Origin of the sequence: Bradyrhizobium sp. OK095 (assembly GCF_900109945.1) — a bacterium.
Taxonomy (GTDB): Bacteria; Pseudomonadota; Alphaproteobacteria; order Rhizobiales; family Xanthobacteraceae; genus Bradyrhizobium.
The window spans coordinates 1-25,925 of sequence record NZ_FOBX01000020.1 but is presented as its reverse complement, the minus strand read 5'-3'; the positions used below and the strand labels follow the sequence as shown (position 1 = coordinate 25,925).

Here is a 25,925-nt window from a genome sequence, read left to right as displayed (position 1 = left end):
CGACGGGGTTGGGAAAACTGCGGCGAAATGGCGGGCCGTGCGTACGGCAAAACCGTGTGGTCCTGGCCGTCGTTGCTACGGTCAAGCTGTCTGCGAAGATGCGCGCGAGCCCAACCGGGCAGACGGCATCGTCAATTCGCGGGGTGAGGGAGGCCAGAGGGAAAGTTCGGCTCCCGGGAGAGCACGGCATAAGCCGTCCGACCATCGCGCAGGGAGGGCCGAGTGATTGGCTACACCTGTATGCTGCTGTGCGGTTTTCCTGCGTGTGCTTTTCGCGCAGCGGACCGCGGGTGCCAGCCGGCACCCGGCCTTCCCTGCGCCCTCTTGGCTTGAGGGTGGAGCGACGAAGCAAAGCTCGGGCGAAATCAGCCGCGAGAATGCGAAGGCGTGTCTGCGACGTGTTCGCGGGATCGGCCGTCTTGACCTCGCGGGCGCTGGGGTCGGCGCGCTCAGCTGGTTGGTGCACGGGGCAGCGTCGATCTGCCATGAAACGAATTTTTCTTGACGCCACCATCGAGAGGACGCAATTCTAGCGAAGGTTGTATCTGTGTCATACGACCAATGTGGTTCTCTGCCATTGTAATGCTTGGAAGTCAGGCGTGAAAAATCTGCGGCGCGAGGCTAGGGCGCACCTGGGGGTGGTGAGTGGCGCTCTTAGGCGATGAAACCCTGCCCGAGGGAGCCACGCTCGATTTCGAGAGATTGCTCACCAGCGGCGGCGATGAGCGCATCGCGATTGATCCACGCACCGGTCGCAATCGCTATGGGACGCCCCGGGGATTGGCACATGGCGAGACCTGGTTTTCGTCGTCCACCGCCACCGCAATATCCGCGCGCGGCTATGATGCGGCGCGCGACGCGTATCTTTCTGCGGTGCGCCCGGGCCGCGCCAGGTCCATTCCCACCTGGCTCGATCAAACCCGTACCCGATTGTCGGCGCTGTTCGGGATCCCCGGCACAGAGGTGATCCTGTCAGGCTCCGGCACGGAGCTGGAGCTTATCGCGCTGTTTCTGGCACGAAACGCGCTGCATGGCCCCTTGACGAATGTGGTGGTTGCGCCCGGCGAAACCGGCAGGGGCGTGCTGCTTGCGGCCTCCGGTCGGCATTTCCTGGGGTCGTCCCCCTTCGGTGAGACCAGGGAACACGGCTCATGGGTCGAAGGATTTGAAACCTCCAGATCCAGTATCGAGACCATTGAAATCCGCGACGAAGCCGGTGGCCTCAAATCGTCCGAGAGTGTCGACGCCGAAGTCGTTCGAAAGGTCGAAGCCGGCGTCGCGAATGGCCGATGTGCCCTGGTCCATTTGCTCGACTGCTCGAAAACCGGCCGTGGCGGACCTCGGAGATCGACCGCATCCGCGCTGCTGGAGCGATACCCCGGCCAGGTGCTGGTGGTCGTCGATAGCTGTCAATTGCGCTGTTCGCCCGAGCAGATCCGGGCCGATCTGCGCGCCGGCTTCATGGTGATGATCACCGGCTCGAAGTTTGCCGCGGGACCGCCATTTGCGGGGGCCATGCTGCTGCCGCCGCTGATCATGGGCCAGCTTGCAACGCTCGACCTGCCGCCCGGCTTGCTCGCTTATGCCTCAGCGGAAGACTGGCCGGCCGCCTTGCGCAGGAAGATCAGCCGGCCATTTGCGGTCACCGAAAATGTGGGCGCGGGACTGAGGTGGGAGGCGGCCCTGGCCGAGCTCGAGGCGCTGTTTGCCTTGCCGGTGCAGTTTCGAGAGAGCGTGGTCACGGCGTTCGGAAGTGCGGTCGATCGGCACGTTCGTGAACACGCCGATCTTGAACTGATTGATCCCGGCCTCGCCGATGTCCTTCAACCGTATCCAACAATATTTCCAATCGTCACAGCGGCCCGGTCCGGGGCACTGCCGGCGTGTGATGCCATTTATCGCGCGCTGCGGCTGCCGCTGCCCGACGATCCCGCGGCCGAAATATCGAAGGGCGTTTTCCACGTCGGCCAGCCCGTTCCAGTCGGACAGCACGATGCACTCCGGGTCTGCCTGAGCGCATCCCAAATCGTCGACGTCGCGGAAAACGTGAAGAAGGGACACGCCTTCAAAACGGCGATCGCGCCCTTGATGGCGGACCTCGATCATCTGTTCCTCAAATGGTCCCGTGTCGCCGACCAGCCTTGCAGTCCTGCGTAACCAGGAAAGGGAGACCATGAACGGTTCAGGTGTTGGTGGCGACGAGACGGTGGTCGTCGCACCTCAGGAACGTTCGCCCAAGGTTGAAAAATATCTGACCATGCTGATCTCGCTGGACCGGGACCTTGGCCCAAGAGAGCTGGATGTCGATCAGCTGCTGGAGCTTGCCCAAAATCGATTGGGACCGGTCGCATTGAGCGCTCACAGCAGGCTTCATCTCGATGGCATGAGGAGCCTGGCCGAATCCGTTCGGCAAAGTTCTCACTATGACGACGTCGGCAGGCGCATGGCCAACCGTTACGTCTACAACTGGATCCAGAGATACGTTCAGTTCGAGCGGGATCTGGCCAACTTTCCGGAGATTTCCGGTGTCCCCGTTTCGAAGCCACTGTTTCTCGTGGGCTTCGGGAGGACCGGCAGCACATTCCTGCATCATCTGCTGGCACGCGACCCCAACGCGCGGGCGCCGCGGCTATGGGAATTGCAGGAATCATCGCCGCCGCCCCGGCCGGAAACATATGAGACGGACCCGCGAATTCGCCGGCTTGAAATGCAACTCAGTTTCCAGACGGTTGTGATGCCGGGTCTTGGAAGAATCCACGAGTCCGACGCGCGGGCGCCCGAGGAATGCCAGAACATGATGTGGCATGGTGCGCAGCATGTCACGCTTGGGCTCCAATCGTCCGCCTACTGGCGATGGTTTCGCAATTTGAGCTCGCCCGAGCTTCATGTGCTCTACGCATACTACAAATTACAGGTTCAGCACCTGCAGCTATTCCATCGCGGAGCACACTGGGTCAGCAAATCGCTCACTCATGCACATTATTTTCCGGTGCTGTTTCAAATCTTTCCCGACGCGCGGATCGTCCGGCTGCACAGAGATCCGTGCCAGATCATTCCCGCGCTCGCCAGTCTCATCGCACATCTGCAAATACCGTATGCCCCCCGCATCGATTTCCACCAGCTCGGGAAACAGATGCTCGATCTGTTCTGCGAATCCATGCAGGACATGATGAAGATCGACAGGGAGGTCAGCTCAGAGCATTTCATCGACGTCTTGTTCGATGACCTGACCAAAAATCCGATGGCAACGATCCAACGAATTTACACCAGGTTTGGCTACCCGTTCACGCCTGAATTCGACAGCAGCTTGCACAGCCATTTGGCAACGGGGGCCGCGACCCGCAAATACAAGCACGTCTACACGCTGGAGCAGTTCGGACTTTCGCGAGCGCAGGTGATCGCGCGATCGGAGGACTATCTGGCATGGGTGGAGCAGCGGACGGGCTCGAGACTGTGCCCGTCCTGACGGGCGCTGTCGGACGTCAGGAGCCGCCAGCGGACGCCGGCCGATCCGTCGTTCGCTCGCCCGGGTCCGGCAAGGGCGGAGGAATGATCCGTCCTGAAAGATGCGCAGCGATCATGACGCCAAAATAGCAGATGCCGCCCATGGCCAGGACCGCGTACAACACCAAAATGCTGCCATCCATGCCTGCCACGACGAGCCAGCTGCCGCCGGCGGCGATGATGAGGCGAGTGATGACAGCGACGAAAGGCCAGAATGGACGACCGGCGCCCTGGGCAGCTGCGCCGAGCACGACGGCGGCTGCCGAAAGCGGAAACTGAATCCCGACAATGCGGAAATAGAGCGAGCTCGAAGCCACCACCGCTGGATCATGGTTGAAAAGACCGACCCACGCCGACGGGACCAATGCCAGGAACAGCGCGGCGATGGCGCCGATGCTTCCGGCGACGAGCGCGCCCGTCCATGCAATCTGTCGGGCGCGTCGAAACTGTGCCGCGCCGACACTTACTCCGACCATGGGCAGGACGCCGACACAGATCCCGATATACAACGGCAGCAGCAAATAGTCCGCCCGCACGGCTAGGCCGTATCCGGCAACGGTTTCCGTACCGAAGCGCGCGATGGCAGCCGTGATCAGCGTGACGTTGAGGGTGGGAATGGCCGCGCTTAGCGAGGACAGTCCGCCCACCTTCAGAATATCACGCAGATGGCGCCGCTCGATGAGCCGAATGTCGAGCGATAGTCTCAGCGGAGCGTGCCGTGAGCGAAAATAGCAGAGCAACGCTGCCGCCCCGATGAGGTAATAGCACGCGAACGCCAGGCCGGCCCCGGCGACACCCAGAGGCGGCATCGGCCCCCACCCGAACATCAGCATGGGTGACAGGGGGACGACGATGACGAGGGCCAGCACCGCGACGATTTGAGGAATCGTCGTGTTGCCGCAGCCGACGAGTGCGCTGATCAACAGGCTCAGGAGCCAAACGAAAATGGATACGGCAAAGACCCGGTTGGAATAGTCGAGGCTCGCAGCGAGGACGGAGCCAGTTCCGCCAAGCAGCCGGTACAGGATCGGTCCGAGCAGCAGCTCCACTGCGGTAAACGCGATGCCGAAAATAATTGCCAGGAAGACTGCATTCAGCAGCAGCGCTTCCGCGTCCGCCTTGCGTCCGGCGCCGAGGCTGCGCGCGATCGCAGAGGCAACACCGGCGCCGATCCCTCCGCTTGCGACCAGCTGCATCAAGGTGAGGCATGGGAACACCAGCGTGACGCCGGCCAGCGCATCAACGCCAAGGAGGCCCACGAAGTGCATCTGGACAATGCCGGCGATAATCTGCGCGAGCGAGCCGACGAGGGTCGGGGCCGCCAGGCGGAGTATCGTGCCAAGGATCGGGCCTTCGAGCAGCCGCTGCCGCCTGGCGGCGGCGGCATCGATTGTTGGCGCGGCGGCAACCACGTCCGCCTGATTGGTTGCAACTTGCAGCCCCGTCGTGCTCGCCACGCATCGATCTCCTATGCGAGCCCGCCGGTCAGCTGCGCGAACCGTTCATTCAGTCGATCGGCGGTGGCGTTGAGCAGCCGCTCCGCGATATCGGCCACATGCCTGTTGCGCCATGACTCCAGCGCCGTACCCTTGACCCACCGGTTGAACGCCCCGAGAGCCGGTCCGCAGTGAATTTGATAGTCGAGCTTCTGCTGCTCGTCGCCGTTCATCGCAAGTCTGGTGGTATGAACAAAGTACCAGCGAAAAATCAGCGCCATCTTCAGCTTCGGCGAGCGCTCCAGCTCTTCCAGCTTGCCGCGGCCGGCATCCAGATAGTACGATTTCGTTTCCTGCCAGATGTCGTCAAAGGAGCGCCTGAAATACTTCTCCTCGATTTGACGCCTGGTCTTGAGATCGATCTCGTCGAGCGAATTGTAACGCGAGTAGAGCTCGTATAATTTATTCGCCCGCGCCGGAAAGAAGATTCCCTTCTTGAAAACCTGCACCTTGGCCCCCAGCTCAAACATATCGCCCGCCGGGGCATAGGCCGTATCTTGCGGGCCGGCCGTTTCCAGCATGTCCTTTACGGCAACGCTCGTTCCAGCTTCCACGGTGCATTGGTTTATCGAACCGGTCAGAATGAAATCGGCTCCCATGACGAAGGCGGCTGCGGCGGCCTCCGGGGTTCCGATACCCCCCGCTGCTCCGACATGAATTGTTTCGGCGTATCCATGCTGGGCCATCATCTCGTCCCTGAGAGACAACATGACCGGCATGAGCACATGGGCCACTCCGCGGTCCGTATGACCGCCGGAATCGGCTTCGACGCAGATTTCGCTGGCGACCGGCAGCAGGCGACTAAGGTCTGCTTCTTCCACGCTGAGATGGCCGGCTTGCACCAGTTGGCGAATGATCGCTTCCGGCGCCGGCTGCATGAAGGCGGTGGCGACTTCGGGCCGCGAGATTTTTGCCATGACGCGATGGGGGGCCTCGATACGACCATCGGGCCGCCGCTTCAGCCCCTTCGACCGGTATCGAACGAGGCTGGGACTGACCTGCATGTAGGCTGCGGCTTCGACGAAGCGGACACCGCACCTGAGCAGAAGCTCCACGGTGCGCTGCTCGAGCTCAGGCTGCGAGAGGTCGCTGAGCAAGTTCATGCCGTACCGGCCGTCGGTCGGCAATTGTGATTGAATGGATCGAATGTCCGATTCAATCCGGTCTAATCGCAGTCCGCCGGTGCCGAGGTAGCCCATCAGGCCGGCTTTTGCCATGGCAACCACAACTTCTTTTGAAGCGATGCCCTTGTACATGGCGCCTGCGAGATAGGCATATTTGATCCCGTACGCGCTTTTGAATTGTTCGCTGCCAAGGCGGGCGGCGCTGATCCGTACCTGAGCCGCGGCCTCGTGGTGGGCTTCAGTCTGCAGCATGGGTCACCCTGGTGATCCTACATCGCGCGCAATGAGGCGATGGCGACGCGCTATGGTTGGTCCGCCATCCGCATGGTCGATCTCAGACCCTTGCTCGGAGCGCGCTGCTATCGGCTTCCCGTATCTGGCCGACCAGGCGGGTCAGCACATCACCAGGACCCACCTCGGTGAAAAGCGAAGCACCTTTGCCGAGCAGGAAGCGAATACTATGCGTCCATAGGACGGGTCTGACGATCTGCTTGACCAGCAGCGATCTGACAGACTGGCCCGTATCGTCGGACAGATAGGCTTGCCCCGTTACGTTCGAGACCACCGGCACCGTCAAGTTGCCAAACTTGAACGTGCTGAGGAATTTATCGAAAGCCTCGGCCGCCCCGGCCATATAACGCGAGTGGAAGGCGGCGCTGACCGGCAGAGGCATGTATAGTTTGGCTCCCGCCTTCTCGAAGATCGGGCCTGCCCGCTGAATGTCTGCTTCCTGGCCCGATATCACCGTCTGTAGCGGAGAATTGTAGTTGGCCACGTCCAAGGTCGTCAGTCGATGCTCGGCGAGAAGCCGCATAAGCTTTTCAGGGGTGAGGCCAATGACGGCGGCCATCGCCCCGTTCTTGGCCATCGCCATCAGTTCCCCGCGCTTCTGGACCAGGCGAAGCCCGGTGATGAAATCGAAGGCGCCCGCGGCCATCAACGCATTGTATTCCCCGAGACTGTGACCAGCGAGATAGCTGGGCTGCTTTCCCTCGGCCTTTGCCTTGTAGTAGTGGAGGGCGTTGACCACGAACAAGGATGGCTGTGTGTACTGGGTTTGGCTGAGCTGCTTGCTCGCATCTTCCAGGCATAATTCCCGGACCGAGTAGCCCAGCAAGGCGTCTGCGTCTCGTTCGACGGCGAGAAACTCCGGAACCTTGTCGAATAGATCCTGGCCCATCCCCTTCCTTTGCGAGCCCTGTCCCGGAAACACGAAGACCTGCATCTGATGCTCTCCCTGCACTGTATTCAACTAGCTTGAGCAGTCGGTCTGATTCCGACCATCTCATTGACGAGGATACAGCCGCTCCGTGTCGTGAAACGCGCGGCGGCTCATGCGCGCAAGTTCCGTTGCTCCGTGTCCGCGAACGAATTTCCGCGCAAACCCGGTTCAGAACCCAGCCTCTGGTAATTCCTAAGCTCTCCTCCGAACGGGGTCAGTATCGGATATGCCCGGGAGCCAGACCTGGAAGGCAATGCATATTTCAGCATGGTGGCAAGCGTACCGGCCGGACCCACGTCGACATAGTGCCAGGGCCCGCGTGTTTCGAACTCGGTAATGGTTCGCTCGAATTCGATCGGCTTGCGTACCGAATTCCAAAGGCTTTCGGGCGTCACGGCCTCTAGAGCGCCTGCTTCTGCGCAGCAGATCAGCGGAATGGCGGGCTGCCGGTAGCGCAATTTTTCAAGAACGCCCAAGACTGCTTCCCTTCCCTGATCAATCCATCGCGAATGGAACGGCCACGTGACAGGGAGTTTCTGGAAGGCAACATTTTCATCAAGAAGTGCGGCCTGTATCTCATCGAAGTGTTCCTCCGTCGTCGAAATGACGAAGTGAGATGCAAAATTGACGGCGGCCATGTCCGAATTATTGTTCAGCACTTTCAAGTCGTGGTGCAACCGGGGAGAACCCAAAACGGCAATCATGCAGCCTTTTCGACATTTCGCCTCGTAATTTTTCGCCAACTCGATGAGGGACTCGAGAGCCTCTTTTGGATCGAGGGCTGCTGCGACGACCGCCGCCGCATAGATCCCCAGGCTGGATGCGAGAAGGTGGTCGGGCTTGATACCATCATCGATCAAGGCACCGGCAAGCGCATACTCCACCATGAATATCGCTGCGCTTGTCAGTTGAATGTTGTCGAACAGCTCATCCTTCGTTCGACCGTCATTGTACAAGACATCAACAATGGAGCGGCCCAGTCGCGGTTTTGCGACGTCGTCCAGTTCCAGGAAACGGCGCCGGAACGCGGCGTTCCCGTCAAAGAAGACCCGGCCCATCTGGTAGTATTGAGAACCTTGGCCGGAGAACATGAAGACGACGCGACGGCTGGACATCTGCTGCTCTTCCCAGGATGCGCTTTTTTTATCTCTGTCTTTGGTCGATTTGCGCAGGGTTTTCTTCGAGCATTGCAACGTCCCATTCGATTGCCGTGAACCGGCCACGTTTATGAGGCTATCACGAAAGATAGTCTATCGCAAAAAAACAATCTGTTGTTGTTTCACCCTAAGATAGTTGTTGCCAACATTTCACCCGATCGCTCTAATGCTGGCGTCTAACCAACAAGACTGCTGCCTGCGAAGATCTGCGGACTTTTGTCGGAGACGGGAATTGACCAGTGGTGGGCTCCTTCGTCTTGGGGCCGGACAGATCGATGTTTGGCTGACCAGTCTGCACGGCGTCAGCGCGGACTTGAAGCTGGCGTATCTGCAATTGCTAAGCGAACCGGAGCGAGCGAAGTGGAAACGGTTCGTCGCAAAGGATGCGCAGCTTCAATATCTCGTTTCCCGGGCGTTGGTCCGTACGACGCTGTCGAGATATGCTGAAGTGCCGGAATATGCGTGGGAATTTGAAACCAACCGCTATGGTCGCCCCCACGTTTCGCAGCCGCTGGCGGCGCGCGCCATTCTGTTCAATTTGTCGAACACGACCGGTTTGGTCGCGTGTGCGATCGGAAAAGACTGTGACATCGGAATCGATGTCGAGAATATCATGCGGTCCTTGGACATCGATGCTTTGGCGCCCGCCGTCTTTGCTTCTGCGGAATTGGCAGACGTCCGTCAGAGCCCGCCGGGAGATCGGCGTGAGCGCTTTTACTCTTACTGGACTCTCAAGGAGGCCTACATCAAAGGGCGAGGCATGGGGTTGTCCCTTCCGCTCGATGCATTCTGGTTTGACCTCAATGGTTTGTCTCCGCGCCTCAACGTTACGGATCGCTGTCCCGACATCCCGGAGCGGTGGCGTTTCCATCGGTATGCCCCAACGCCCGAACACAGGATGGCCATCGCAGTCGCCGCACCGCGCGATACAGAACCCTCTGTTTGTCTGCGTTGGACCGTTCCAAGCTTAGCGGGCGATGGACAGCCGGGCGGTTTGGTGCCGGGACTTGCCAATGAGCCCGGCATTGCATGAGTTGTCGCTGATATGAGGTTGTTTGCAATAAGCGATCTGCACCTGGGACATACAGTCAACCGACAAGCACTGTCGAATATCATAAGCCGTCCCGACGATTGGCTCATACTCGCCGGCGACGTCGGTGAAACCGCCACCCAGCTTGAATTGGCTTTCAAGTCGCTCCGGCCCCGCTTTGCGCAGTTGGTGTGGGTTCCGGGCAATCATGAATTGTGGACACTGCCCAAAGAGACTGCACGGGGTCGATCCAAATACGAGGAACTCGTTGGCCTGTGTCGGTCATATCGCGTGCTCACCCCGGAGGACCCCTATCCCATCGTCGCATTTGGCGGGAGGCAGGTGCGCATTGCGCCGCTCTTCCTGCTCTATGACTATAGTTTTCGTCCACCCGATGTTCCGAGGGAGGCCGCGCTGGAATGGGCCAACGAAGCCGGAATAGTCTGCGCCGACGAGGTGTTCTTGCACCCAGATCCCTATGCCGGGATCGTCGAGTGGTGTCATGCACGCTGCGAGTTGACGGAGGCGCGGCTGCAAGCCTTCAGGAACGATCTGCCAACAGTGTTGATCAATCACTTCCCGTTGCGCGCGGACCTGGCGACCCTCCCGCGAATACCCCGCTTCTCGCTCTGGTGCGGAACTCGTCGCACCGAAGATTGGCACTTGCGCTTCAATGCGATCGTTGTCGTGTCCGGACACCTGCATATCCGCTCCACATCTTATCGCGATGGTGTTCGGTTCGAGGAGGTTTCGCTTGGCTATCCGCACCAGTGGACCGGTTCGACTACGATTGATCGTTGTGTCCGAGAAATTCTGCCAGGGGTGACGTCGATGGAGCGCCGTGCCGTATGACCCGAAAGAATCTCAGCTAGGTCGACTTAAATACAACTAATGGTTGCTGTCGCGCTGGGTTCGGGAACCGGCGCCTGCGCCTGTCGCGGATGTGTTGAATTGCGCCTGACGGCTGTCGCGCCGCCAGGCTGTCGGCGCGAAAGAGCCGAAATTTGTCGTGCGCGCGAACAAATGATTTGCGGAGTTCGTCGCTCATAGTTTGTGCGCACCGAACGCGAAAGCCACACTATCGTTAAACGTGTATGAAAACGAATTGACGCCTAGAGAAAGATTGCACATATTGGTTGTATTCATCGATGTTCGCAAATGGCTGCGGTGAAGCGTGTGATCGAAGTTTCGTGCAAGGCTGTGCAAGAGCCGTTAGTAGCGGTCCGCGTTGGCTGCTGTTGTGTGCAAGGTCAGTTAGAAAGCCGGCCTCCTGAATTCGTCCCGGCTCGCGCATGGTGCCCGCGCGCATCTCGATGCATCCTGCGCAAGAAAGCCAGGAATGAGAACGCGCCGGCCCGGTCTGGCGACCGAACATCGACTGGGACACGGTGGCGAGTCGATCCTACAGAACCGGCTCCCGCAATTCATTTCGGTGTCAGAAGATGCCGCAACGGACGCAAGTTTGGGGACTTCATCGACGCCGGGCGTCACGCTGCGCCCCGATGGCCCGTCATTGACGGGCCATGTGGCTGCTATCCGCCTTAAACCGCCTCGCACACGCAACTCATGTCTGGTGTTCCCAAGTCGGTTGAGCCATCGACCACATGTGCGTCCTTTCCGTCCAATCGTCGCAGGCCTTGGCTGATGCCACGCAGGCGAGCCTCCCAACCAATAGCGTAGCGTCAGCACGAGATACCGCGCGAAATGACGCGAATGTCGTGCTGGTCGCAATTGGCGTTCGCGTGTCTGCAAGCGCGCGCCTCCGGGACCGGAGCCGATGATCAATCCTGCGGAAATCGACGACTATCTGTCTGATCTGGAGCGGGTCATCCTGTCGATTTTCGACACCGGGCCGGTCTCTGATCAACCCAAATATATCGTGGATCTCGCCTGTGACGACGGCCGCGCGCTGAAGAGATGGCAGGATGTCGTCAAGAAGACGTTGCGCGGTCGAATGCTCGACGCTGCCCCATTAAGGGTGGTGGGGATCTGCGGGAGCCGTGGCCAGCCGGAAGATGCGGCTGTCGATGGACAAGATATCGACCTGCTGCTCTTGGAAGGCGCAGTCCACGAGCCGGAGCAGATCGTCGCGGCGCTACGGACGTGTGCAATCGATGATCCCGAAAACGCACTCTACGTCCTCGCCGCGTGGCCGACTGAGGGCGAGGCCAGATTTGCGAACGTCGACCGCGATGAAGCGGATATTTCCGCCGTGGTAGAATCCCTGCTCAATCGTACCCGGGACTGGCTGGGGTTGGTCCGAAAGCACGGTGTGATCATTTCGGGATTGCACGCGACTGCGGAAGCGTCGGCCGGCCTCTCCCGCGCGCTCCCTCCCGCAGATCGCTTTCTGATGTCGTTGGCGCAAGGCGGTTTGGTTCCCGAACCGGATTCGTTTCATCGCTATCCGAAGTCTCAGGCGGCTGCCGATCTGACGTTGGGTCGGTTCAAGGCGCGCGGCTATCGCGTGAGGTTTGCCGATGAAAGCGACTTGCCGACTCTGATTCAGCTCGAGACGGCATGCTGGCCGCATGGGCTGCAAATGCCGACCGATATCCTGAGGAGACGTCTGACGACGTTCCGGGAAGGACAGTTGGCCCTGCAAGCCGATGGCGATGTGCTGGGGGTCGTCTATTCCCAGCGTGTTCAGACGACGGACTTCAGGGGCACGACGGCCTTGGACGTCCACCGTCTCAACCAGCAGAGCGGCTCGATCGTTCAACTGCTCGCGATCAATGTTCTGCCGGAAGCGCAATATCAGAGCTATGGCGATCAGCTGCTTGAGTTCATGCTGCAATATTGCGCCGTCTTGCCGGGGGTCGACACGGTCGTCGGCATCACGCGGTGCAAAGACTACGCCAAGCACGCCGAAGTTCCGCTGGACCAATACGTCGCCCTGAGAAACGAGCGCGGGCGGCTCGTCGACACCGTCTTGCGATTCCACGAACAGCACGGCGCGACGATCGTGGATGTTGTCGCGGATTACCGTCCGTCGGACACCGTAAACCTGGGATCGGGCGTCCTGGTCACCTACGATATCCATCGGCGGCGCCGCAACGAGGCAAAAGTCGAGCACGTCACGAACCCGGCCGCGGCCGCCGAGGATGTGGGCGCCTTCGTCGTCAAAGCGGTGACGTCAATTCTGCAGAAGGATGCACCAGACCAGATCGAACCGGCTCAGCCGCTGTTCGAGCTCGGGCTCGATTCAGCCGACCTGCTGGATCTCAATGAACGCATCGGGGCCCGCTTTGGCATCGCGCTGGACGCTGCGTTTTTCTTTGAACACAACACGTGCGAGCGGATCATTTCGCGGGTCAATGAGCTCGTGCGCGCTCGGTCGGGCAACGCTGAAAGAGTGGATGCTGCGAAACAGGCCATTGTCGCAGAGCCGGATGAAGCATTCGTCAGGACAAGCGAGGCTGAGATCGCGCAATTCGACCATCGTTCGACCGATGATGGAGCCTATGACATCGCCGTGGTCGGGATGGCGTGCCTGCTGCCCGGCGGCATCACCGACCCGGAGCAGTTCTGGCAACTCATGGACGAGGGACGCGACGCGATCAGCCGGCTGCCTTCCTGGCGCTGGACATGGCCGTCGAGTATCGACCCGCAAGGGCCGCACCAGGGCATCGATATCGGCGGCTTCGCGCAGGATATCGACAAGTTCGATGCTGCTTTCTTCCGGATCTCTCCCCGGGATGCGGCGCTGATGGATCCGCAGCAACGAGTCCTGCTGCAATTATCCTGGGCATGTCTGGAGGATGCGGGGCAGGCGCCGCAGTCGATCGCGGGCACGAAGACGGGAGTCTTCGTCGGCGCGAGCGGCTCAGACTATCAGCTCCGGCTGTCGAACGCGCAGGAGCACATCGACGGACATTTCGGCCTGGCGACGTCGATGGCCATCCTGGCCAATCGACTTTCCTATTTCTATGACCTGAACGGTCCCAGCATCCAGATTGATGGGGCCTGTTCCAGTTCGCTGGTCGCTCTCCACGAGGCCGCAAGGTCCATCACGACTGGGCAATGCAGCCAGGCCTTGGTCGCCGGCATCAACATCATGTGCCATCCGGCGAACAGCATCGCTTATTACAAGGCGGGAATGCTGGCGCCCGACGGCAAATGCAAGACCTTCGACAGCTCCGCAAACGGGTATGTCCGCGGCGAAGGGGCGATCGCAGTATTGCTTAAGCCGCTTCATAGCGCCGTGCGCGAAGGCAATCGGATCCATGGAATCATAAAAGGCTCTGCAACCAATCACGGAGGCCGCGCCGCGGGGCTGACGGTTCCAAATCCTGCCCGTCAGGCGGATCTGATTGAACAGGCGCTCAAGACGGCACACGTCGATGCGCGATCAATCGGCTACGTCGAGGCTCATGGTACGGGCACGTCATTGGGAGATCCCATTGAGGTGCGTGGCTTGATGGAGGCGTTTGCTCGATCTTCCATTGCAGGCGGCGACAAGGATGAAGGGCCGTATTGCGGCCTGGGCTCGGTCAAGACCAATATCGGTCATCTCGAGGCGGCCGCGGGGCTGGCAGGGCTGCTCAAGGCTCTTCTCTGTATTCGACACAGGAAGATTCCTGCGTCTTTGAACTTCAGCGAGTTGAATCCGCACATCTCACTGGCGGCGGGCCCCTTCTACGTAGCCGAAAAGGAGCGCGCCTGGGAGCTGCGGGATGGGCAGCAAGTCCGGCGCGCCGGTGTCAGCAGCTTTGGTTCTGGCGGTACCAATGCGCATGTCATCGTCGAGGAATACGTGGCGCCGCGGCATGATGCGCCGAGCCTCGCGAATGTCCCCCATCCTGTGCTCGTCGTGTTGTCGGCACGGAATGAGAGCCGTTTGAAGGCGCAAGCCGAGCGGCTTGTTGCGGCCATCGATCAATACAGCCTTCAAGACGCCGATCTCGAGGATCTTGCTTACACGCTCCAGGTTGGCCGCGACGCGATGGAGATCCGGCTCGGTGTGATAGCGAGCTCGATTGTGGTGCTGCAGGCGAAGCTGCGGGAATATCTGGCTGGCACCACCGGGATCGACGATCTTTATCTGGGTCAAGTTAAGCAGAACAGAGATGCCATTGCGATCTTCGCCGAAGATGAAGAGCTCAAGGATGTTGTGGCGAGCTGGATGGTGCTTGGCAAGCACCGCAAGCTTCTGGAGCTCTGGGTCAGGGGACTGTCATTCGACTGGCACGGCTTGTACCAGGGAGCGAAGCCACGCCGGATCAATCTGCCAACCTATCCTTTCGAGAAGGAGCGGTATTGGATCGAGGAGAGTCCTGGAGATCGCGGGCCGCCCGCGACCGCGGCTGCGAGCGGATCCGGCAGTTTCCTGCTGCATCCGTTGTTGCATCGGAACACCTCGGATTTTTCGGCACAGCGGTTCAGTACGCGGCTGAGCGGGGACGAGTTGCACCTGCGGGATCACGTGGTATCGGGATCGCGGGTTCTGCCGGGCGTGGCGCATCTGGAGATGGCGCGAGCGGCGGTTGCGGCTGCGGTCGGTGCGCACGGGCAGCATGGCATTCGATTGCAGCAGGTGGTGTGGTTGCGGCCCGTCGTGGTCGGGCCGGATGGCCTCGATCTGCATATCGAATTGTTCACGTCGGACGATGACGGCTGCATCGACTACGAGATTTTCAGCGGGGTCGTGGGAGGCGATGACGCCGCGCGGGTGATCCACAGCCAGGGGCGCGCGGTCGTCGGTGCGATCGGCAGTGTCGGTGAGGTTGATCTGGCGCGGGTACAGGCGAGGTGTGATCAACGCGTTTCCGCAGAGGATTGTTACGCGCGGTTTGCTGCGCAGGGATTGAATTACGGTCCGTCGTTTCACGGGGTCCTTGGTTTGTCGGCGGGGGTGGATGGAGGGGGGCAGGCGCAGGTTCTCGCGCGGCTCGCGCTTCCGTCCTGCGTGGCCGAAACGCTGGGGGACTATGTGTTGCATCCAAGCGTGATGGATGCGGCGCTGCAGGCCAGTGCGAGCTTGGACGCGCGAGGTGAAGCGCCGGGACAGCCTTCGCTGCCGTTTGCACTGGAGGAGGTGGTGATTGTCTCAGGCTGTCCGGCGCGGGGATTTGCCTGGGTACGCCGAGAAGGCGAAGGGCTTGGCAAGCTGGACATTGATGTGTGCGACGAAGCGGGTCGCATCTGCGTCCAGCTTCGCGGGTTCAGCAGCCGGACGGCGACCGGTGATCCGGCCGGGGCGGAAGCGGAGGGAGAAGCCGAGAGCAGCCTGGTCACGTTGACGCCGGTGTGGGAGGTGGTGGCGGTCAAGGCGGATGCAAGCTGGCCGCGGTCCACGCATCGTGTGGTGATTGTCGGCGGGACGGCGACGCAGCGGGAGGCATTACGCCGGCATTATCGTGACGCGCATCAGCTCGAGATCGCGCCCGAGGCGGTAGCGGAGGTGATCGGCGAACAGCTGAGCGCGTTGGGCCCGATCGACCACCTGGTGTGGCTGGGACCCGAGCCGCAAACGGAATTTCTCTCAGACAATCGGATTATCGAGGATCAACAACGCGGCGTCCTGCAGTGCTTCCGTCTGGTCAAGGCGCTGCTCGGGCTGAGTTATGGCGGCAAGGTGCTGGGCCTTACGGTGATCACCACGCAAAGCCAGGCGATCCATCGTGACGAAGCGATCGATCCGACACATGCGGGCGTGCATGGCCTGATCGGTTCGGTTGCCAAGGAACATCCGAACTGGCGCGTGCGGCTTGTGGACCTGCCATCGGGCCAGGACTGGCCGCTTGGCGAGGTCTTGCAACTGCCGGCGGATGCGCAAGGCAAGGGATGGGGCTATCGGAACGGGAAATGGTACCGCCATGTTCTGCTGTCCAGCGATCTGCCGGACGCTAAGGGCATTTTATACCGCAAGGGCGGAGTCTATGTAGCGATCGGCGGTGCTGGCGGCATCGGCGAGGCGTGGACAGAGTCCATGATCCGCCGCTATCAGGCGCGGATCGTGTGGATCGGGCGGCGACCGCATGACGCCGAGATCCAGAGCAAGCAGGATCGATTGGCGAAGCTTGGTCCCGCGCCCCTTTATATCGAGGCGGATGCGACCGATCGTTGGGCGCTGGAGCGAGCCTATGCGCGGATCAAGCAGCAGCACGCGCAAGTTCACGGCGTGATTCATTCCGCGCTTGTTTTGCACGACAGGAGTCTCGCGCGGATGGAGGAGGCTTCCTTCTGCGCGGCACTTGCGGCCAAGGTGGACGTGAGCGTGCGACTGGCGCAGGTGTTTTGCGAAGATCCTCTGGATTTCGTGCTGTTCTTCTCGTCCGTGCTAGGTTTCGAAACGCCGGCCGGGCAGAGCAACTACGCGGCCGGGTGCACTTTCAAGGACGCCTTTGCGCATGCGCTGGGCCTGGCTTGGCCATGCCCGGTCAAGGTGATGAACTGGGGTTACTGGGGCAATATCGGGATTGCCGCGACGGCGGATTATCGGGCGCGGATGGCGCGATCGGGGCTGGGCTCGATCGAGGCCGAGGAGGGCATGGCGGCTTTGGACGTGCTGCTTGGGGCGCCTCAGAACCAACTGGCGTTTATCAAGACGACGGGCTCGCTTGGCGCTTGGAAAGACCCGGGCTCAGAGCGACTTCGCGTTCACGGGTCGGAGATTCCGTCAATTTCTGCCGCCTTGCGGCTTCACCTGACACCGCCTGCAGGAGGCGAGCTGTTGGACGGGCGTGCGGCGTTGCAGGAGATGGAGGTGCTGGCCGGCCGATTGCTGTGGACTCAGCTGCTGGCCGCGGGCTTTCCAACAGATGAGCGGACGACCATCGCGGCAATCAAGGCCGGGCTGGGGCTGCGAGATTCCTACGATCGCTGGCTGGAAGAGAGTTTGAGCATTCTCACCGCGCACGGCTGTCTCAGGCAGGACGGTGAATGGTATGCCCGGGTTGAGGAGGCGGTGCCCGCATCAGAGGCGAGCTGGCAGGAGTGGGAGGTCCGCAAGGGTGAATGGCTGATGGATCCTGCCATCGCGGCGCAGGTGAAGCTGGTTGAGACGACGCTGCGCGCGCTTCCCGGCATCCTCGGTGGCGCAGTGCGTGCGACGGACGTGATGTTCCCGAGCGGCTCGCTGGCCTTGGTGGAGGGGATCTACAAGGACAATCCGGTGGCGGACTACTTCAACGAGGCGCTTGCCGGCAAGGTGGCGGGCTTTGTCGAGGAACGGTTGAAGCAGGCACCATCGGCGCGGATTCGGCTGCTCGAGGTCGGAGCTGGGACCGGAGGCACCAGCGCACGGGTGCTGGCGCGGTTGAAGTCCTACCGGGAGAACATCGAAGAGTATCGTTACACGGATCTGTCGCAGGCGTTTCTGACGCATGCGCGAGAGACCTATGGGCCGGAGCATCCCTATCTGGGCTACGGCATCTTTGATGTCGAGAAGCCGATCGCGGGGCAGGGCATCGAGGCGGGCAGCTGCGATGTCGCGATTGCGACGAATGTGCTGCACGCGACGCGGAACATCCGCGGCACGCTGCGCAACGTCAAGGCGACACTGCGGACCAATGGTCTGCTGTTTCTCAATGAGATCATCGACAAGACCCTGTTCACCCACGTGACCTTCGGGCTTCTGAATGGATGGTGGCTGTCCGAGGATGTGGCGCTTCGGCTTCCGGGCAGCCCGTGCCTGACTGCGGAGATGTGGCGCAGGGTTTTGGAGCAGGAGGGGTTCCGCTCGATCGATTATCCGGCGGCGGACGCGCATGCGCTGGGACAGCAGATCATCGTCGCGGAAAGCGATGGGGTGGTTCGGCAAATCAGCGAGCAGCCGCGTCCGTCGCGGACGCCAGTTGAACAGGCTGCATCGCCACCGCGCGTGGCTTCGATCGCTCGCTCAACTCCGCTCAAGCAATCAATCGATGAGAAGGCAGATCTTCTTCGGAAGGTACAGGCGTCGCTGCTGCAGTCCGTATCCGATCTCATCAAGGTGAAGGTCGAGGATGTCGATCTTGACAGTGAGCTGAGTGAGTACGGCTTTGATTCGATCAGCTTCACGGCGCTGTCGCATCAGCTGAACCAGCTTTACGGGCTCGGGCTGATGCCGACGATCTTCTTCGAGTATCCGACGCTGGGAGATTTTGCGCGCTACTTGGTGCAACAGCAGCACGCGGTGCTCTCTGCAAGGTTCGCGCCCGCCGTGAAACCGGCTGTGATCGAGGCCAGGGAGACAGATGCCCCGGACCTGGCAGAAGCGCAGCCGCGCCGCAAGCGGCGAGGGCGGTTCGCCGAGGTCAGGCTTGTGGACGGCGAGACGGGCGAAGAGCCGGCGACGGCCAGCCTCGACGGTGTTGCGGTGATCGGGATGAGCGGGCGCTTCCCGATGGCGGACGACGTGGCGGCGCTGTGGCGCAACCTGGTCGAGGGGCGCGACTGTATCGTCGAGATTCCGAGGGCGCGCTGGGACTGGCGTGCGCTCCATGGCGATCCGCTCAAGGAGGCCGGCAGGACCAATATCAAATGGGGCGGCTTCATCGATGGGATCGACGAGTTCGATCCGCTGTTCTTCGGCATCTCGCCGCGCGAAGCGGAGCTGATGGATCCGCAGCAGCGGCTGATGATGACCCACATCTGGAAGGCGATCGAGGATGCCGGCTACTCGGCGGCGAGCCTCGCGGGCAGCCGGACCGCGATCCTGGCGGGGATCGGGAATAACGGTTACGGCCGGCTGATCGCGGGGGCGGGTGCGGCGATCGATGAGTATGGCGTAACAGGATTGCTGCCGTCGTTCGGTCCGAACCGGATGAGCTATTTCCTGGATTGGCATGGTCCGAGCGAGTCGATCGAGACAGCCTGCTCGAGCTCTCTTGTGGCGGTGCATAGGGCGGTTCAGGCGCTGGCGAACGACAGCTGCGGGCTGGCTGTTGCCGGCGGGGTGAACACGCTGCTGACGCCGGACATGCACATCAGCCTTGGCAAGGCGGGAATGCTGAGCGTCGACGGCCGCTGCAAGACTTTCTCACGCCATGCCAACGGTTATGTGCGCGCCGAAGGCGTCGGCATGGTGGTGCTCAAGAAGCTCTCCGCGGCGGAGCGCGACGGGGATCACATTTATGGTGTGATCCGTGGCAGCGCGGAGAACCATGGCGGCCGGGCCCAATCGCTGACAGCGCCCAATCCGAAAGCGCAGGCGGAGTTGCTGAAAGCGGCCTATGAGCGCGCGGGCATCGATCCGCGGACGGTCGGCTATATCGAGGCGCACGGCACCGGGACGGCGCTGGGCGATCCCATCGAGATTAACGGGCTGAACAGTGCGTTCCGCGACTTGCTGGCGGCGAGCGGGAGTTCTGCGGTCAGTTCGGCCTATTGCGGCCTCGGAACAGTGAAGAGCAACATCGGGCATCTCGAGCTCGCGGCCGGTGTTGTTGGCTTGATCAAGGTGCTGCTGCAGCTCAAGCACAAGACGCTCGTGAAGAGCCTGCATTGCGAGGAGTTGAACCCGTACCTCCAGCTGGAGGAAAGCCCGTTCTACATCGTGCGGGAGCAGCAGGTCTGGCGTGCCCTGCAGGATGGAGAGGGCCGTGATTTGCCGCGGCGGGCCGGGGTGTCATCGTTTGGGGCTGGCGGCTCGAACGCACATGTTGTGATCGAGGAATACCTGCCGCGGGCCGAAGAGCGTCCTCGCATCGCGGTGAGTCCATCACGGCCGGCGCTGATAGTGCTGTCGGCGAAGGACGAGGAGCGGTTGAAGGCGCAGGCGGAGCAGCTGCTTGCCGATATCGCGCAGCGTTCGCTTGGCGACGATGACCTCGCCGATGTGGCCTACACGCTGCAAGTGGGGCGCGATGCGATGGATAGCCGTCTGGCGCTGACGGCGGCCTCGATGGCGGAACTGGTGTCGAGGCTGAAGGCCTATCTGGCTGGCGAGAGCAGGATCGAGGAGCTTTATCAGGGCAAGGTGCGGCGGGAGAAGGACACGCTTGCGGTCTTTGCCGACGAGGACATGGCGCAGATCGCCGCAACGTGGATTGAACAAGGCCGGTACACCAAGCTGCTCGAGCTATGGGTCAAGGGGCCGTCGTTCGGCTGGGAACGTCTGTACGGCGAGACCCGGCCGCGCCGGATCTCGCTGCCGACCTATCCGTTTGCCAAGGACAGGCACTGGATCGAGCAGAGGACGCAGGCTGCAACGTCGACAAATCCTGCAAGGGCGGCAAATGGCACAGGCGGAGCGGTGCTGCATCCGTTGCTGCACCGGAACACGTCGGATATCTCGGCGCAGCGATTCAGCACGAAGCTGATCGGGCATGAACCCTATCTGCGCATGGTGGATGGTGCGCTGGTTCTGCCGGAAGTTGCCCATCTGGAGATGGCGCGAGCGGCGGTCGAGGCTGCAGCCGGCGCGGCCGGGCCACAGGGGAGGCGGCTGCAGCGGGTGGCGTGGCTGCGGCCTGTGGTGGTGGGGCCGGATGGCCTTGATCTGCATATCGAGTTGTTCGCGGCAGAAGATGGCAGCATCGACTACGAGATTTACAGCGGAGCGGTGCGAGGCGGTGGCGAAGAACGGGTGATCCACAGTCAGGGTCGCGCCGTCGTGGAGGCGGTCGGCAGTATCGCGGATGTGGATTTGGCGGGGCTGGACGAGGCGGGAGGGGCGCAGATTTTGGTGCGGCTCGAGCTGCCGCCAAGTTTCGAAGAGACGTTGGACGACTATGTGCTGCATCCCGGTATCATGGATGCGGCGCTGCAGTCCGGCGTGGGCCTGCGTGCGAGAGATGAAGCCGCGGTTGGGCAGCCATTGCTGCGGTTTGCGCTGGAAGAGGTTCTGATCGTGTCGGCTTGTCCGGCGCGAGGCTTTGCCTGGGTTCGCCGGGAGGATGAGGGCTCCGACAGGCTGGACATCGACGTGTGCGACGAAGCGGGGCGTGTTTGCGTCCAACTGCGTGGGTTCAGCACGCGGTCTGCGACCTGCGAGCTGGCCGGGGCGGAAGCGGATGCCGAAGCCGGGAGCCGCTTGGTGACGTTGACGCCGGTGTGGGAGGCGGTTGCGGTAGCGGCAGATACGAGCTGGCCGTTGCCAACGGATGGTGTGGTGATTGTCGGCGGTACGCCGGCGCGGCGGGCGGCATTGCGCCAGCATTATCCTGACGGACATCAGTTGGAGATCGCGCCTGAGGCTACGGCGGAGACGATCGGCGAACAGCTGCGCGCGTTGGGCCCGATCGATCACGTCGTGTGGCTGGCGCCCGAGCGACGATTGGAATCGATATCGGATGACAAGATCATTGAGGACCAGCAGCTCGGTGTCGTGCAGTGCTTCCGTTTGATCAAGGCGGTGCTGGGCCTGGGCTACGGCGGCAGGGTGCTGGGCCTTACGGTGATCACCACGCAAAGCCAGGCGATCCATCGTGGCGAAGCGATCGATCCCACGCATGCGAGCGTGCATGGCCTGATTGGTTCGCTAGCCAAGGAACATCCGAACTGGCGGGTGCGGCTTGTGGACGTCCCATCCGGCGAGGACTGTCCGCTGGACGAGGTCTTGCAGCTGCCGGCGGATGCGCAAGGCAAGGGCTGGGGATACCGGAGTGGAGAATGGCATCGCCGCGTTCTGCTGCCGAGCGATCTGTCTGGGACGAAAGGAGCCTTGTACCGGCGGGAAGGCGTCTATGTGGTGATCGGTGGTGCTGGTGGCATCGGCGCGGCATGGAGCGAGTCCATGATCCGCCACTATCAGGCGCGGATCGTATGGATCGGCCGGCGGCCGCACGACGCGTCGATCCAGGCCGAACAGGATCGACTGGCGAAGCTTGGCCCCGCTCCCCTCTATATCGAGGCGGATGCGACCGATCGTCGGGCGTTGGAGCGAGCCTATGGGCGGATCAAGCGGGAGCACGCGCAAGTCCACGGTGTGGTTCATTCCGCACTTGTCTTGCGCGACAGGAGCCTCGCACGGATGGAGGAGGCGGACTTCTGCGCGGTGCTTTCCGCCAAGGTGGATGTCAGTGTTCGGCTGGCACAGCTGTTCCGCGAGGATCAGCCGGACTTCGTGCTGTTCTTCTCGTCCGCGATGAGTTTCGAGATGCCGGCCGGGCAGGGCAACTACGCGGCAGGCTGTAGCTTCAAGGACGCTTTTGCTCATGCCCTGGCGCGGGCCTGGTCGTGCCCGGTCAAGGTGATGAACTGGGGTTATTGGGGCAACATCGGGATTGCCGCGACGGCAGAGTATCGGGCGCGGATGGCGCGGTCGGGACTGGGTTCGATCGAGACCGACGAAGGCATGGCGGCTTTGGACGTGCTGCTTGGCGCGCCGCAAGACCAGCTGGCCTTTGTGAAGACGGTTGGCGCGCCGAGGCTGTTGAAAGACTTCGTGGTGCCGGATGAAGTGCTTCGCGTCTACCGATCGGAGCTGCCGTCAATTTCTGCCGAATTGCAGGCGCACCCGACGCAGCCAGCAGGGAGCGAGCTGTTTGAAGGGCGCGCGTCGTTGCAGGAGATGGAGGTGCTGGCCGGCCGGTTGCTATGGACCCAGCTGATTGCCGCGGGCTTTCCCTTGAGCTCGCGGACCGACATCGCAGCGATCAGGGCCGGGCTTGGGCTGCGAGCTTCCTATGATCGCTGGCTGGATGAGAGCTTGAGCATTCTCACCGCGCACGGCCATCTCAGGCAGGACGATGAGTGGTACGTCCCGGTCGGGGGCACCGCGCCTGCGGCCGAAGCGGGCTGGCGCGAATGGGAGATACGCAAGGTTGAGTGGCTGACGGATCCTGCCATCGCGACCCAGGTGAGGCTGGTCGAGACCACGCTGCGCGCACTTGCAGGTATTCTCGGTGGCGCGGTGCGTGCGACGGACGTGATGTTCCCGAATGGTTCGCTGGCCTTGGTGGAGGGGATCTACAAGGACAATCCGGTTGCGGACTACTTCAACGAGGCGCTTGCCGGGAAGGTCGTGGCCCTTGTCGAGGAGCGGTTGAAGCATGAACCCTCGGCGCGGCTTCGCATTCTCGAGGTCGGAGCTGGGACCGGCGGCACCAGCGCACGGGTGTTGGCGCGGTTGAAGCCATATGGGGAGAACATCGAGGAGTATCGTTACACAGATCTGTCGCAGGCATTCCTGAAGCATGCGCGAGAGGTCTATGGGCCGGAGCACCCTTATCTCGACTATGGCATCTTCGATATCGAGAAGCCGCTCGCGGGACAAGGCATCGATGCGGGCAGCTACGATGTCGTGATTGCGACGAATGTGCTGCATGCGACGCGGAGCATCCGTCGAACGCTGCGCAACGTCAAAGCGGCACTCCGGACCAACGGGCTGCTGTTGCTCAACGAGATCACCAGCAAGAGCTTGCTCACCCATTTAACCTTTGGGCTCCTGGACGGATGGTGGTTGTACACGGACGGAACATTGCGGCTGCCAGGCAGTCCGTGCCTGTCTGAAGAAGGTTGGCGCAGGGCTTTGGAGCAGGAGGGGTTGCGATCGATCTCCTATCCGGCGATGGCGGGGCGTGCGCTTGGGCAGCAGATTGTCATAGCGGAAAGCGACGGGGTGGTTCGGCAAAGAACCACGCAAGCACGTGCGCGTCTGACCGGAGGCGAGCGGCCGGTGCCGGCAAAGCGCACGGATTCCGCAAGTTCTACCTTGCGCAACCTGTCGATCGATGAGGAAGGGGAGCTCCTCAAGAAAGTCCAGGCCTCGCTGCTTCGGGTTGTATCAGACCTCATCAAGGTCAAGGCGGAGGCGCTCGATGTCGACAGCGAGCTGAGCGAGTACGGATTTGATTCGATCAGCTTCACGGCGCTATCGCATCAGCTCAACCAGTTCTATGGGCTTGAGCTGACGCCGGCGATCTTCTTCGAGCATCTGACGCTGGGTGATCTCGCCCGCTATTTGGTGAAGCACCATCGCACAGTTTTTGCCGCAAGATTTTCCCCCGCTGGCGCCGAGCCGGCGATGCCCGAAGCGAGGGATGTGGATGCCGCCCCGCTGCGAGCGCGTCCGCGCCGGATGCGGCGAGAACGGTCGGCTGCGGTAAGGCGCGTGGCCGACCAGAACACCGAACCAGCGATGGTCGAAGTCGATGGCATCGCGGTGATCGGGATGAGTGGCCGCTTTCCGATGGCGGAGGACGTGGCGGCGCTGTGGCGTAACCTGATCGACGAGCGGGACTGCATCGTCGAGATTCCCAAGGCGCGTTGGGACTGGCGGGAGGTTTATGGCGACCCGCTCATGGAGGCCGGCAAGACCAATGTCAAATGGGGCGGCTTCGTCGATGGGATCGACGAGTTTGATCCGTTGTTCTTCGGCATCTCGCCGCGTGAAGCGGAGTTGATGGATCCGCAGCAGCGGCTCTTGATGATCTACATCTGGAAGGCGATCGAGGATGCCGGCTATTCGGCGGCCAGCCTCGCGGGTAGCCGGGCGGCGATCCTGGTGGCAACCGGGAACAGCACCTATGGTCGCCTGGTTGCGCGGGCAGGTGTTGGGCTCGACAGTTATAGCACGACAGGGCTGACGCCGTCATTCGGTCCGAACCGGATGAGCTATTTCCTGGATTGGCATGGTCCGAGCGAGCCGATCGAGACTGCCTGTTCGAGCTCACTGGTGGCGGTGCACCGCGCGGTTCAGGCGCTGAGGAACGACAGCTGCGAGATGGCGATTGCCGGCGGTGTCAACACGCTGGTGACGCCGGACATGCACATCAGTCTCGGCCAGATGGGAATGCTGAGCGTCGACGGCCGCTGCAAGACTTTCTCACGGCATGCCAATGGCTTTGTGCGAGCGGAAGGCATTGGCATGCTGGTGCTGAAGAAGCTCTCCGCAGCGGAGCGGGACGGGGATCACATCTATGGGGTGATCCGGAGCAGCGCGGAGAACCACGGCGGCCGGGCGCAATCGCCGACGGCGCCGAATCCGAAGGCGCAGGCGGAGCTGCTCAAGGCGGTCTACAGCCAGGCCGGGATCGATCCGCGGACGGTCGGCTATATCGAGACACATGGCACCGGAACGGAGCTTGGCGATCCGATCGAGATCAACGGGCTGAAGAGTGCGTTCGGGGAGTTGCTCGAGGCGAGCGGAGGCTCGGCGGCAGGGCGTGCGTATTGCGGCCTGGGTACGGTGAAGAGCAACATCGGTCACCTGGAGCTTGCTGCCGGGGTTGCAGGGCTGATCAAGGTGTTGTTGCAGCTTCAGCACAAGACGCTGGTGAAGAGCCTGCACGCGGAGGAGTTGAACCCGTACCTCCAACTGGACGAGAGCCCGTTCTATGTCGTTCAGGAGCAACAGGCCTGGCGGCCGGTGCAGGACGAAGAGGGCCGCGACCTGCCACGACGTGCCGGCGTCAGCTCGTTCGGGTTCGGCGGCTCGAACGCGCATGTTGTGATCGAGGAGTATGTTGCGCGGGCCTCTGAGCCGCGTGCTGCCGTGGTGAGCCGGTCGCGTCCTGCGCTTGT

The 25,925-nt window shown here is 61.8% G+C and carries 9 protein-coding genes; 5 read left to right on the top strand and 4 right to left on the bottom strand.

Features of this window, described 5'->3' with window-relative positions; translation table 11 throughout:
- Nucleotides 1-645: 645 nt before the first annotated feature.
- Nucleotides 646-2,157 (top strand): hypothetical protein, encoded by a 1,512-nt coding sequence (locus tag BMW89_RS34530; protein WP_143062882.1) that lies wholly within the window; start codon nucleotides 646-648, stop codon nucleotides 2,155-2,157.
- Between the two features lie 16 nt (nucleotides 2,158-2,173).
- A complete protein-coding gene (locus tag BMW89_RS34525) occupies nucleotides 2,174-3,466 on the top strand; it encodes a sulfotransferase family protein (RefSeq protein WP_244547766.1) in 1,293 nt (430 codons plus the stop codon).
- A gap of 16 nt (nucleotides 3,467-3,482) precedes the next feature.
- Here BMW89_RS34525 and BMW89_RS34520 read toward each other — a convergent pair whose 3' ends face one another.
- The 4 genes from BMW89_RS34520 to BMW89_RS34510 all read right to left on the bottom strand — a co-directional run bounded on the left by BMW89_RS34520 (nucleotide 3,483) and on the right by BMW89_RS34510 (nucleotide 8,569).
- A complete protein-coding gene (locus BMW89_RS34520) occupies nucleotides 3,483-4,961 on the bottom strand; it encodes an MATE family efflux transporter (RefSeq protein WP_177196535.1) in 1,479 nt (492 codons plus the stop codon).
- 11 nt (nucleotides 4,962-4,972) lie between these two features.
- Nucleotides 4,973-6,376, bottom strand: a complete 1,404-nt coding sequence (locus BMW89_RS38285; protein WP_210187589.1) for a PfaD family polyunsaturated fatty acid/polyketide biosynthesis protein — start codon at nucleotides 6,374-6,376, stop codon at nucleotides 4,973-4,975.
- Nucleotides 6,377-6,458: 82 nt separating this feature from the next.
- On the bottom strand, nucleotides 6,459-7,349 hold the full coding sequence (fabD, locus tag BMW89_RS38280) for an ACP S-malonyltransferase (protein WP_210187588.1): 891 nt from the start codon (nucleotides 7,347-7,349) through the stop codon (nucleotides 6,459-6,461).
- A gap of 107 nt (nucleotides 7,350-7,456) precedes the next feature.
- Nucleotides 7,457-8,569, bottom strand: coding sequence for an acyltransferase domain-containing protein (locus BMW89_RS34510; RefSeq protein WP_143062881.1), 1,113 nt, complete (start codon nucleotides 8,567-8,569; stop codon nucleotides 7,457-7,459).
- Nucleotides 8,570-8,735: 166 nt separating this feature from the next.
- Here BMW89_RS34510 and BMW89_RS34505 point away from each other — a divergent pair, with 166 nt between their 5' ends.
- The 3 genes from BMW89_RS34505 to BMW89_RS34495 all read left to right on the top strand — a co-directional run.
- Nucleotides 8,736-9,536 (top strand): 4'-phosphopantetheinyl transferase family protein, encoded by an 801-nt coding sequence (locus tag BMW89_RS34505; RefSeq protein ID WP_177196534.1) that lies wholly within the window; start codon nucleotides 8,736-8,738, stop codon nucleotides 9,534-9,536.
- 12 nt (nucleotides 9,537-9,548) lie between these two features.
- Nucleotides 9,549-10,385 (top strand): metallophosphoesterase family protein, encoded by an 837-nt coding sequence (locus BMW89_RS34500; protein WP_092034805.1) that lies wholly within the window; start codon nucleotides 9,549-9,551, stop codon nucleotides 10,383-10,385.
- Between the two features lie 925 nt (nucleotides 10,386-11,310).
- Nucleotides 11,311-25,925: SDR family NAD(P)-dependent oxidoreductase (locus BMW89_RS34495; protein ID WP_143062880.1), on the top strand; the 14,615-nt coding region annotated here is incomplete at its 3' end.